The following is an 11923-nucleotide window of genomic DNA, read 5'->3' as shown; positions in this document are numbered from 1 at the left end:
CCATCCCCCGTCATTGTCGGCGACCGGTCAGCGATGGGCCCGCGAATGACCCGCGATGCGGTGGACGCAATGCTCTCCCAATGACGGGTCGCAAACTCGGCCGAGCGGCCGTCCCTGGGTTCCGCAACCTAAAACGGTGCCGATGCTTACCGCATCGGCATTCCCCGGAGTGGACGGTGTCGAAGACGAGGGCGTCATTGCTGTGTACTAGGCCGGGGGGAGCTCTGAGCTTGGAGTATTGACATGAAAAACCGTTTTAGCTAATGTGACTTGCACAACAAGTGAAAAAACGTTTTGCAAAGGGGCAGGGCCGTGGCAAGAGTAGGCATCCGCGACGTAGCGAAAGCCGCACAGGTTTCCGTTACGACAGTGTCGCATGCTCTGAATAACCGGAGGGGCTCCCGCATCAGCGCCGCGACGAGGGAGCATGTCCGCTCTGTTGCCGAGGAACTGGGCTATGCACCGAACCGGCTGGCGAGCGGGCTGCGCAACAATCGCTCATACCTGATCGGCTTGGTGAGCGATGAGGTTGCGACGACTCCATTTGCCGGCGACATGATCCTGGGTGCACAGGATGCCGCGTACGAGCGCGGGTGTGTCCTGATGATGTTGGACAGCGCCCGCGACAGTGAACTGGAAAAGCGGCAGGTCAGCACTTTCCTTCAACACCAGGTCGATGGCATCGTCTACGCGAGGATGTACCATCAGCGGATTGGGCTCCCGGCTGAACTGGCCGGAACGCCGACGGTCCTCCTGGATGCCCTCTCGGACGACGGAGAAGTGTCCTCAGTGGTCCCGGACGAGGTGGAAGCCGCACGGAATGCCGTGCGGTTCCTGATCGGCGCCGGGCACCGGAGCATCGGATTCATCAACAATGTCGATGACATTCCGGCCACCCACGGACGCCTGGCCGGCTATCAGGAAGCGCTGAAGGGGAGCGGGATTGAATTTGATCCCGCCTTGGTTGCCGCAGCAGTCCCCGTAGCCAACGGCGGCAGGGAGGCGGGGATGGAGCTGCTGTCCCGGCCTTCGAGGCCTACGGCGTTGTTTTGCTTCAACGACCAGATGGCCATGGGCGCCTACCAAGCGGCCGGTGCCCTGGGCCTGAGGATCCCGCAGGATCTGTCAGTCATTGGGATTGACAATCTCGAATTGATCGCTGGAGCCTTGTGGCCCGGCCTGACAACGATGGCCTTGCCTCACTACGACATGGGGCGCTGGGCCGTGACCCAGCTTTTGAACGAGATCGAAAACCGGGACGATGTGGAACCCGTCCAGATGATGTTCGACTGCCCGCTGGTCCAGCGCGGGTCAGTCGCACCGCCGCCGCAGACCTGAAGTGGCAGCACACTGCAAGTAAACCCCCCGCTTCGCCCAGAAATGGGAGCGTGGCCGCTGCAACGGCCACGCTCCCTGGGCGGAACCGAAACCATCAACGCAAGAATCCAACAGAAAGATTCACCGGTAATGAACACTCATTTCAAGCGGTTCCTAACCGCAAGTCTAACCGCCGCCGCCCTTGTGGGCAGCATGGCAGCCTGCGGCACAGGCGGTGGAAACTCGAAGGACGGGGCCAACGGCGAACTCACCCTCTGGACCCACAACGCCGGAAACCCGGACGAACTTGCATCCATCCAGTCGGTTGTAGACGCCTACAACCAGAGCCAGAGCAAGGTGAAGGTCAAGGTTCAGGCTTTCCCGCAGGACTCCTACAACGACTCTGTCGTCGCTGCTGCCTCGGCGAACAAACTGCCCTGCATCGTCGACATTGACGGACCGAACGTCCCCAACTGGGCGTGGTCGAAATACCTTACGCCACTGAAGCTCTCGGCAGATCTGTCCCAGGATTTGCCCAGCACCTTGGGTAAATGGAACGGCCAAACTTACTCGTTCGGATACTACGATGTCGCTTTGGCAATGCTTGCCCGCGCATCGGACCTGAAAGCTGCCGGTGTCCGCGTGGCTACCGTGGACAAGCCGTGGACCAAAGATGAATTTGAATCCGCCCTGGCCGCGCTGAAAAAGCTGGGCAAATGGGACAACCCGCTGGACCTCGGGACGGCGGGCACAGGTGAGTGGCTCCCCTACGCCTACTCACCGTTCCTGCAGTCCTTCGGCGGGGACCTGATCAACCGTAAGGACTTCCAGAGCGCAGACGGCGCGCTTAACGGTGACAAGGCAGTCGAGTGGGCAGACTGGTTCCATGGCCTCATCGCCAAAGGCTACGCCGCGCAGAAGAGCGGAAAGGATTCCACGGCAGATTTCCTGAACAACAAGAGCGCCATTGTCTACACGGGCAGCTGGGCCGCCGATAAGGCCCGCACCGCGCTGGGCGACGACCTTGTCGTCATGCCCTCAGTCGACCTCGGCAACGGACCGAAGATCGGCGGCGGATCCTGGCAGTGGGGTGTGACCACAGGCTGCAAGAACCCGGACGCAGCGATGGACTACCTCTCCTTCTCCCTCAAGCCGGAGAACATCGCCAAGGTTGCCAAGGCCACCGGGACGATTCCGGCTACCGATGCCGCCGCCGCCCTGGTGCCCGGTTACGAGCCGACGGGCAAGAACCGAGTCTTCCTTGACTTCTCCAAGAAGTCTGCGGTGCTGCGACCCGAAACGCCTGCCTATCCGTTCATTGCTACCGAGTTCGGCAAGGCCGCCCAGGACATCATTTCCGGTGCTGAGCCGAAGCAGGTCCTCGACAAAGCCGTCAAGAACATCGATTCAAACATCAAGTCCAACAACGGCTACAAGAGCTAGCCAGCCTCCGAGGTGCCGCGATGCGAGCTAGCAGCGCGGCACCCCGGACCGGACCACTCAGGACCACTCACGATGAACTCCTCTTCAGCCCCGGCAGCTTTGCCGGCAACCACCCGTGTCATCCCTTCAACACCATCTCTTCAGAAACCACGTCAGCTCAGGAAATACCACCGGCGCGAGCAGCGAGCCGGGTGGGCCATGCTGAGCCCGGCACTTCTCCTGCTACTGCTTTTCGTGTTCGTGCCTGCCATGCTCGCCTTTGGCCTGGCGTTCACCAACGCACGCTTGATCTCACCAAACCCGCCGACATTCGTCGGCCTGGACAACTTCGTACGCCTCTTCGGAGATGACGGGTTCTACCGGTCGCTCCTGAACGTGGCGTACTTCGCAGTCGTCGTGGTGCCGCTGCAGGCCGGTGTGGCGCTGGTCATGGCGCTGCTGGTCAATGCGAAGGTCCGCGGGGTCAACTTCTTCCGCACCGTGTATTTTCTGCCCGTGGTCACCTCCATGGTGGTCGTCTCCCTCCTGTGGTTGTTCATCTACCGTCAGGACGGTCTGCTCAACGAAATCATCACCAGGCTGACCTTCGGCACGGTCCATGGCCCGGACTGGTTGAATAACACGGCCACGGCAATGCCGGCCATCATCCTGATGTCGGTGTGGCAGGGCGCCGGTTTCCATATGATCATCTGGCTTTCAGGGCTCCAGACCATTTCGGCTGAACTATACGAAGCAGCCGACATCGACGGCGTCAGCCGGTGGCAGCGGTTCCGGTACATCACCTGGCCGGGGCTTTCCTCCACCCGGAGTCTGATCCTGATCACCATCACGATCCAGGCACTGAGCCTGTTCACGCAGATCAACGTGATGACCCAAGGCGGGCCGCTGGATTCGACGACGACGATCGTCTACCAGGCTGTCCGTGCCGGGTTCAAGCAGCAGGAAACCTCCTACGCCTCCGCGATTTCCCTCGTTTTCTTCGGGCTGGTCCTCATCATCTCCGCAGTACAGCGCTACCTCACCCGAGAGAAGTCCTAACATGGCCACCATCCTTGAGAGCTCCGGCGGCCGCGCCGGGGCCCGTTCAACCTCACCAAAACCCCGGCGGCTGCGCGGCACCGGCGGCTGGATCGCGCGGATCCTTCTCGGCGTCGTCTTCGCTTTCCCGTTGTTGTTCATGTTCGTGTCCTCAATGAAGCCGGACCAGCAGATCTTCGGGGATCTGTCCTCGATTGCCGCCTTCCTGCCGGTGGGCAACCTCTCGTTCGACAACTACGGCGCCGTCTTTGACCGGGTTCCCGCTGCCCGGTTCCTGATCAACTCCATCGGGATCTCCGCTGTGACCGTTATTTTGGGAGTCCTGATCAACAGCCTCGCGGCGTTCGCCCTCTCGCGGATGAGGGTCCGAGGCAAAGGAATCATCCTGACCCTTATCATCGCCACACTCATAGTGCCGTTCGAAACACTGGCCCTGCCCCTGGTCTGGTGGGTCAACCAGTTGCCTTCGCTCGAGCTCGACGGCTTCAACCTGTCGCTGACCACCGGATGGCTGGACACCTACCAGGTGCAGATCATTCCGTTTGTGGCCAACGCGTTCTCCATCTACCTCTTCCACCAGTACTTCGACTCGATTCCCAAGGAACTGGACGAAGCAGCGCGCGTGGACGGGGCCAGTTGGTTCAAGATCTACCGCAAGATTGTCATGCCGCTGTCCGGGCCGGCCATCGCCACGGTCTCGATCTTGACCTTCCTCCCGGCATGGAACTCCTACCTGTGGCCCCTCATGGTCGTCCAGAGCGAAGAGCTGCGCCCGGTCATGATCGGTGTCCAGTACTTCTTCCAGCTCAATGTCTCTTGGGGCCAGGTCATGGCCTACTCGTCCATGATCACCCTGCCGGTAGTCGCCTTGTTCATCGCGTTCCAACGCTCGTTCGTGAACAGCATCGCCTCAAGCGGCGTCAAAGGCTAAGCATGGAATTCTCAAGCCGAGGAGCCCTGCTCCTGCCAGTCTCAATGGTCTCAACCGCCCCCTGAGACTGGCAGGAGCGCCGGCCGCCTTCGCGTGCGCCTTGAAATTCTCAGCACCCAAGGGTGGCCAACCTCCCGCCGTCGGAATCCTGAACGCAAGTCGGCACCCCGCACCCAAAACAGAAACGAGATTCAGACCACATGACCGCCGTGACCGCCACGACACCCGATGCTTTCCGGCCTGCCATGCATTACGCCGCCCGCAGTACTTGGCTGAACGACCCCAACGGCCTGATTTTCCACGAGGGCATTTACCACCTGTATTACCAGAACAACCCGGAAGGTAATGTCTGGGGAAACATGTCCTGGGGCCACGCCACATCCACGGACCTTGTGACATGGGTGGAGCAACCAGTTGCGATTGCGTACGACGAACTGGAAGACATCTATTCCGGCAGCATCGTGTTTGACCGGTACAACACCAGCGGATTCGGCACCGAGGCGAGGCCTCCGCTCGTGGCCGTCTACACCAGCGCCTTCAAACCCGCCTCGGAGCTTAGCGGCGTACAGGCCCAGTCACTGGCCTACAGCCTGGACGGCGGCTACACCTGGACCAAATACGCCGGCAACCCGGTCCTGAACCGGGGATCATCCGAATTTCGCGACCCGAAGGTCTTCCGCTTCGAATCGGACGCCGAAAGCTACTGGATCATGGTGGCCGTAGAGGCCCTGGACTTCAAAGTCGTTTTCTACAGCTCTCTCGACCTCAAAAAATGGGAACTGCTGAGCAGTTTCGGCCCCGCGAACGCGACCGGTGGAGTATGGGAATGCCCCGATCTCTTTCCACTGCCGGTTGACGGTGATCCCGAAAACCTGAAATGGGTCCTGACAATAAACCTCAACCCCGGGGGGCCCAACAGCGGTTCCGCCGGGCAGTACTTCGTCGGAGATTTCGACGGCGTCACCTTCACCTCCTCCTCCACCGTCACCGAAGGCCTGCAAGCCCCGGACAGACTGGGCGACTATCAATGGCTCGATTGGGGTCGCGACTACTACGCGGCAGTTTCATTCAGCGACGTCCCCGACGGCCGGCGGCTCATGATCGCTTGGATGAATAACTGGCAGTACGCCAACGAGATTCCCACCTCGCCCTGGCGCAGCCCCATGTCCCTTATCCGGGAGGTGTCCCTGCAGAGCGTGGACGGAACTCCTCGACTCGTGCAACACGTTGCACGAGAGCTCGCGTCCCTCCCTTCCGTGCACCCGCCATTCACGGCCGATGACACCGAGATTGCCGAAGGCAAACACCTCCTGGACAGTGCCGCAGGCAGCGTCCAAAGGATAGAGGCAAGCCTCTCCACTGGAACAGCCGAAGAATTCGGAGTCATCGTCCGCGGAGAAGGAACCCGGGGCACCCGAATCGGCATCAGGCCCGCTGAAGGCCGCATCGTCGTCGACCGCCGGGAATCCGGTCAAACAGGCTTCCACGAATCGTTCGCTTCGACCGACGCAGCCCCCATCCAGCCAACAGGGAATTCTTATGAAGTCACCATCTACGTGGACCATTGCTCCGTCGAGGTCTTCGCCCAGGGGGGCCAGATCACCCTGTCCGAGCTGATCTTCCCGGCCAGCACCAGCACGGACGTGTCCGTCTACGCGTGCGGCGGCACGGCAACCATTAACAGCTTGAAAGTCACTCAACTGGCATGACCGCACAACGCGAAGAAAGACCTGACATGCAAAACCCCGACGCCAAATACGGGGACCCAAAGATCCCGGACGTCATCGTTGTCGGTGAAGCCCTCATGGACGTCGTCACGTCGCCCGAGGGCACGAGCGAACACCCAGGGGGTCACCGGCAAACGTCGCCTACGGGCTGTGCCGGCTCGACGTTACCACGGAGCTGCTGACCGCCCTCGGCGACGACGAACGCGGCGCCGCCATCGAAGCGCACCTGAGCAGCGCCGGCATGACGATCCTGCCGGGCTCATGGTCCTTGGACAGGACCGGCTCGGCAACAGCAAATCTCGCCGCCGATGGCTCGGCCAGCTACGAATTCGACATCGACTGGCACCTGGACTCGGGCGCTCCCGCTTATGTCCCGAAGGTGCTCCACACTGGTTCGGTCGCCACCTTTCTCGCACCCGGAGCCAACGCCGTCAAAGAGCTCCTGCAGCAATCCCACCGCGCATGCGTAGTCACCTACGATCCCAACATCAGGCCCTCTGTCCCCGGCAGCCATGCCGAGGCAAGAGCCATTTTGAAGAACTGGTTCAGTTGACCGACGTCGTCAAACTCAGTGATGAAGACGCACATTGGCTCTACCCGCGGAAGAACTTGGACGACACGGCGTCACACATCCTGGGATTGGGAGCAGGGCTGACAGCCATCACCAAAGGCTCCCGGGGTCCGCTGCTCGCCACACCCACGACGCGTCTGGCCATCCCCTCAGTGAAGTCCGAGGTCGCCGACACGATCGGGGCCGGCGACTCGTACATGGCAGCCCTGATCCTAGGACTACTCACCCACGGGGCCGATCGCCTCACGCCCCGCGCCCTGGAACAGCTCGGGCAGTCCGCGTCAACAGCCGCCGCCATCACCGTCGGTAGGCCCGGGGCGGACCTCCCAACGATCGGGGAACTCCAAGCGAGCATGGCGACGGGCTTCCGCGGCACGCTGATCGACCGGCCTACGGGCAGCTAGGCTGCCACTTACCGCCGCGACCCACCCTCGTCCTCGTTGCGCAGAGACTGGATCATGCTCTGCAGGATTTGGTACGCATCGGACTGCTTTTCCTGGGTCAGACCGCCCAGCATCCTGACCTCGACGGATCGGACCGCAACGGTCGCCCTCGCGAGGCTGCGTCGACCGCGTGGCGTGAGCTGCGTGGGAAGAACTTTCCCAACGGGCGCCTCCGCCGGCCGGGTCACGTATCCGTCTCGTTCCAGGGCTTGCAGCAGAACGCTCATGGATTGCCGTGTCACGAACGCTCCTCGCGCAAGCTCGGAGCTGGACATGCCCGGGCGCTGTGCGAGCAATTCCAGGCAGGAATAGTGCGTCACGGTCATCCCGAGTGGGCGCAGCGCTGCCTCCATGGCGGCGCGGAGGGCGCTCGACGCCTCTTTCAGCAAGTAGCCCAGGGACGTTTCCAGGTCGACTCCGTCTTGACTCATGTCAACATTCTGACATAGCTTAGTCCATGTCAGATAACTGACATAAAGGAAAGAAGCATCCCATGCCCGCCACCGGTCCCGACTTCATCTCACTCCAAGCTCGCAATCTTGACGCGTCACAGGCGTTCTACGAGCAGTATCTCGGCCTCGTCCGCTCCCAGGCGGGCCCGCCGCACGCCGTCGTCTTCGAGACGACACCTATCACATTCGCACTTCGAGACATCGTTCCAGGCACCGATCTCGCGTCCGTCGCTCAGCCCGGCATCGGGGCCGCGATCTGGCTCCACGCCACCGACGTCCAAGCCATCCACGACGCTCTCGTCGCCGACGGCCACACGATCATCTCGTCCCCGATCGACGGCCCATTCGGTCGCACCTTCACCTTCTCCGACCCCGACGGCTACCATGTCACCCTCCATGACCGGGCCTAAGGCGCCGAACGCCGCCGCGCGGCTGGCGCCCGCAAACGGGCGGTAATCACGCCCCAAGGATTAGGAGCGCCGGCCAAGGGATCACGACTGTCCGTTTCCCGGCCACATAACGCACACCCAATTCATCTGCGTAGCCTAGCGGCGGCGTGTATTAGCATCAGGGGAAATGCCGCATTTGGCTTCGTCGGAGCAGCCAGTCCCCAGGGCCTTGAGGCATCTTCAAAGCAGCCACGGTAGGGATTATGGAATCGGACAGCATCGAACTTGTCCCTGCTGACCCACAGGGATGGGCAGAAAGATTTGATGTCGTGGGCGAAAGGCTGGCTTCCCTGTTACCGGACGCGGAGGTCGAGCACATAGGTTCGACCTCCATTCCGGATCTTCCTGCCAAGGACGTTGTCGACGTATTGGTGGGCGTGAATTTACACCGATGGTCGCCCGCAATCGACCTGCTCAGCTCGGATGGATTCGACTGCGAGGGCCACAGCGAAGGACACGCCTGGTTCAGCCTGCCCGACAGGAGTAACAGACAAATCGTCGTCCACCTTGTCCAGATCCATGGACGCCAGTGGCACCGGCGCATAGTGTTCCGCGACATCTTGCGGAAGGATATTCAAGCAAGGGAACGGTATCTGAGCGTCAAGCGGGAGGCAGCCGCCGGTACCAAAGACTGGGGCGCGTACACAGCGCACAAAGCGGACGTGGTAGCGGCGATCCTCAAAAGCGCCGGATACCACGACTAGTGCAGACCTGCGTCCCGGAGGTCGGTCCTTTACCGAACGCCGGGGTCAGGGCCGTTGGTAGCTTTGACCCCGGATCCAAAGATGCCGTTGTGCGAGCCGCTAGCCGGCGACCCCCGCGGGCGGGCGTCGCGAGGCCAGCCATCGGCGATGGGGAAGCCCATCCGTATGAGGAAGCAAGGGCACCAACCCGCCGCCAACAACAACGGCCCCGAAGGGCCGATTAAAGGCTGATTTTGCGCAGGGTCCGGGGCAAAATAAGTCCCTGACCTGCAGAAACACTCTGCCCGAGGTGTGACCCGAACCGCATTCCAACCCTTGAAAACACAGGGAAGTCCCGAAAACATGGCGAGTACGGCGTCCAGGCGGTGCGTTTGTTGCCGTCGATGAGAGGATGAAACCTTGCCACGGACTCGAGCAGGGCTGCAGCCTTCAGGGCCAGTTGAGGATAGGCTTCCGTGCCCGTGACCGTCGTCGCGGGGCGCGCCAAGGCGGAGGCGAGCAGCCCGATGTCGCGGAGGTGGAATCCGTACCGGTCGATCACCTGCAGTTCGTCCTCGATTTCGAGGTACGAATTCACGCATCCTCAAGACGGGTGAACAGCTCAGCGTCCTCGCCTTGACCGATAGCGGGTGGTCGACGAGTTGTGTATCCGCCATCTTCCGGACTTCCCGGCCGCGACAGCGACAGCAACGGGGATACTCACTAAGTGAAGGGGGTTACCAAGAATTAACTTGTCGGTGGCTGGCCGCTTGGACGGTTTTCACTGTCTCGCCTCGGCGCCGCACCACGCTGAATCCATGACTGATGACAAGGAAATCTTTAGGACCGGATTCTCGCGCCGCGGCTTCTTCACGGCCGCCGGAGCCGCCAGCGCCGGCGCCGTTTTGGCAGGCGCAACCCCGGCATCAGCTGCCGGCGCAAGGACAACACTGCCCTCCGCCGTCGGCGACCCACTGACCACCCCGGCGGTGAACGGACTGCATCTGCAGTTCGGTACCGATGCATCCAGCGAAGTTGTGGTGTCGTGGCACACCTTGCAGCCCGTCAAGCACGCCCGGGCGATGCTCGGCGAAACCGACGGAAGTTACGGACGAAGCCAGGACGCGGTAGAGACCAGCTACGTCGACGCCAAATCCGGCCAGAAGGTGTACGCGTACCACGCGAAACTCACCGAGCTCGGTCCATCCCATGACTACGTATATGCAGCCATTCACGACGGCGCGCAGCCAGAGTTTGGTTCTTTCCGTACGGCTCCGCGCGGACGCGGAAAATTCACCTTCACAAGCTTCGGCGACCAAGGCACCCCCACGCTCGGAAAGAAGTCCAGCTCCGGGTCAGGAACGCAGCAGTGGGTCAACGACAACCTCGGTTCCCCTGCTGCCGGTGACATGCCGGCCGGCGTCGAACGCGTCCAGCCTCTGTTCCACCTGTTCAACGGCGATCTCTGCTACGCCAATATCTCGGAGAACCGGGTGCGGACCTGGACCGACTTCTGGGACAACAACTCACGCAGCGCCCGTCACCGGCCGTGGATGCCCGCCGCAGGAAACCACGAAAACGAACTGGGCAACGGCCCGATCGGATATGCCGCCTACCAGACGTACTTCTCCGTCCCGCCGCAGCCGGGGCAGACCGACCTCACCCGCGGCCTCTGGTACTCCTTCACCGCAGGTTCAGTACGGGTCATCAGCCTCGCCAACGACGACGTCTGCTACCAGGACGGCGGCAACAGCTACGTCAGGGGCTATTCGAAGGGCGCCCAGAAAACCTGGCTCGAAAATGAACTCAGTGCGGCAAGGTCGGATAGGAACATCGACTGGGTGGTCGTCTGCATGCACCAGGTTGTCATCAGCACGGCAGGATCTTTCAACGGAGCCGATCTGGGCATACGGCAGGAATGGGTGCCGCTGTTCGACAAGTATGGCGTGGACCTGGTTGTCTGCGGGCACGAGCACCACTACGAACGCTCCCACCCGATCCGCGGTCAACAAGCCAACGCAACGCTGACCCCCATTCCGGCAGACACCCGCACCGACGTCATCGATACCACCAAAGGGACGGTACACATGGTATTGGGCGGGGGCGGAACGTCCGTGCCGTCGAATCAGTTGTTCTACAACCCTCCCGCGTGCCGTGTCATCACGAGCGTTGGCGCACCCGACCCCACAACGCATAAGCGGCCACCGGTCTACGTCCAGGAAGACGCACCCTGGTCGGCACAGCGCGATGCCGCGAACTCCTATGGTTTCGCGGCCTTCAGCGTCGACCCCGGCACCGAACCCGGAGGCACGACGAAGATGGAGGTCACCTACTACAACGTCACCGGTCCCCAAGGACAGCTCGCATCCTTCGAATCCTTCACGCTCCAGCGGCCACGCTCCGATTCACACCAACAAGGCGGCAACGGGAACAAGGACCGAGGCTAAGCCGATCAGCGTCGCCAAAGCCACGTTCAAAGACGACTGCCGTCGGTTTTAGTCTCAAATCGTCGGGCTAGCCCCAAACAGGCAAGACGAAGGCCCTCCCACCCAGCGTTTCCGCAGGTGGGAGGGCCTTCACTATGGAGCTAGGGAGATTCGAACTCCTGACCTCTTCTCACGGGAGGGCATATTTCGTTGTCTTCCAAGGGCTTGTGTTGGCTCGAAGATTCGCGGAATCTCGCGGTTTTTAGTGCTAGGCCGAGGGCATGACATGTCAACGTTTTTCATCGTTTTCGTGGGGTAAACGTGGGGTGGATTTCGGCGTCGATCAAGGAGTCGGACAACGCACCGTTCCCGAGGCCCGGAACAGAAGCACTTCACAGCAGATCGCCGAAACCCGGATCGCCCTTGCCTATGTCGAGTGCGAC

Annotated in this window: 10 protein-coding genes and 1 pseudogene; 9 read left to right on the top strand and 2 right to left on the bottom strand. The window is 61.6% G+C overall.

From position 1 onward, the window contains the following. Positions 1 to 312: 312 nt before the first annotated feature. The 6 genes and pseudogenes from LFT47_RS09915 to LFT47_RS09890 all read left to right on the top strand — a co-directional run bounded on the left by LFT47_RS09915 (position 313) and on the right by LFT47_RS09890 (position 7431). The gene (locus LFT47_RS09915; RefSeq protein ID WP_236817803.1) at positions 313 to 1338 is read left to right on the top strand and encodes a LacI family DNA-binding transcriptional regulator; all 1026 of its coding nucleotides are present in this window, start codon (positions 313 to 315) and stop codon (positions 1336 to 1338) included. Between the two features lie 192 nt (positions 1339 to 1530). Next, complete coding sequence (locus LFT47_RS09910; RefSeq protein WP_236817801.1) at positions 1531 to 2760, top strand: ABC transporter substrate-binding protein; 1230 nt, start codon at positions 1531 to 1533, stop codon at positions 2758 to 2760. Between the two features lie 72 nt (positions 2761 to 2832). After that, positions 2833 to 3798: a carbohydrate ABC transporter permease gene (locus LFT47_RS09905; RefSeq protein ID WP_236817799.1), complete on the top strand. Its 966-nt coding sequence runs from the start codon at positions 2833 to 2835 to the stop codon at positions 3796 to 3798. A 139-nt stretch (positions 3799 to 3937) separates the two neighbouring features. Then, positions 3938 to 4729 carry a carbohydrate ABC transporter permease gene (locus LFT47_RS09900; protein ID WP_236818498.1) on the top strand — a complete coding sequence of 264 codons (792 nt, stop codon included), beginning with the start codon at positions 3938 to 3940 and terminating at the stop codon, positions 4727 to 4729. A 200-nt stretch (positions 4730 to 4929) separates the two neighbouring features. Further along, entirely contained in the window at positions 4930 to 6438 is a 1509-nt protein-coding gene (locus tag LFT47_RS09895; RefSeq protein WP_236817792.1) for a glycoside hydrolase family 32 protein, read from the top strand. A gap of 26 nt (positions 6439 to 6464) precedes the next feature. Then, a pseudogene (locus LFT47_RS09890) lies at positions 6465 to 7431 on the top strand (carbohydrate kinase family protein). An 8-nt stretch (positions 7432 to 7439) separates the two neighbouring features. Here LFT47_RS09890 and LFT47_RS09885 read toward each other — a convergent pair. Beyond that, a complete protein-coding gene (locus LFT47_RS09885; protein ID WP_236817790.1) occupies positions 7440 to 7901 on the bottom strand; it encodes a MarR family winged helix-turn-helix transcriptional regulator in 462 nt (153 codons plus the stop codon). A 62-nt stretch (positions 7902 to 7963) separates the two neighbouring features. On the opposite strand from LFT47_RS09885, the gene LFT47_RS09880 reads away from it, so the two are divergent. Further along, positions 7964 to 8332: a VOC family protein gene (locus LFT47_RS09880; RefSeq protein ID WP_236817788.1), complete on the top strand. Its 369-nt coding sequence runs from the start codon at positions 7964 to 7966 to the stop codon at positions 8330 to 8332. A gap of 242 nt (positions 8333 to 8574) precedes the next feature. Beyond that, a complete protein-coding gene (locus LFT47_RS09875; protein WP_236817786.1) occupies positions 8575 to 9075 on the top strand; it encodes a GrpB family protein in 501 nt (166 codons plus the stop codon). A gap of 220 nt (positions 9076 to 9295) precedes the next feature. On the opposite strand, the gene LFT47_RS09870 is transcribed toward LFT47_RS09875, so the two are convergent. Beyond that, positions 9296 to 9652, bottom strand: coding sequence for a Fic family protein (locus tag LFT47_RS09870; protein ID WP_236817778.1), 357 nt, complete (start codon positions 9650 to 9652; stop codon positions 9296 to 9298). Positions 9653 to 9872: 220 nt separating this feature from the next. On the opposite strand from LFT47_RS09870, the gene LFT47_RS09865 reads away from it, so the two are divergent. Beyond that, positions 9873 to 11501: a fibronectin type III domain-containing protein gene (locus tag LFT47_RS09865; protein ID WP_236817777.1), complete on the top strand. Its 1629-nt coding sequence runs from the start codon at positions 9873 to 9875 to the stop codon at positions 11499 to 11501. Positions 11502 to 11923: the final 422 nt, after the last annotated feature.

This window comes from Arthrobacter sp. FW306-2-2C-D06B (assembly GCF_021789175.1).
Classification (GTDB): domain Bacteria; phylum Actinomycetota; class Actinomycetes; order Actinomycetales; family Micrococcaceae; genus Arthrobacter.
This window is presented reverse-complemented; position numbering and strand designations above follow the sequence as displayed.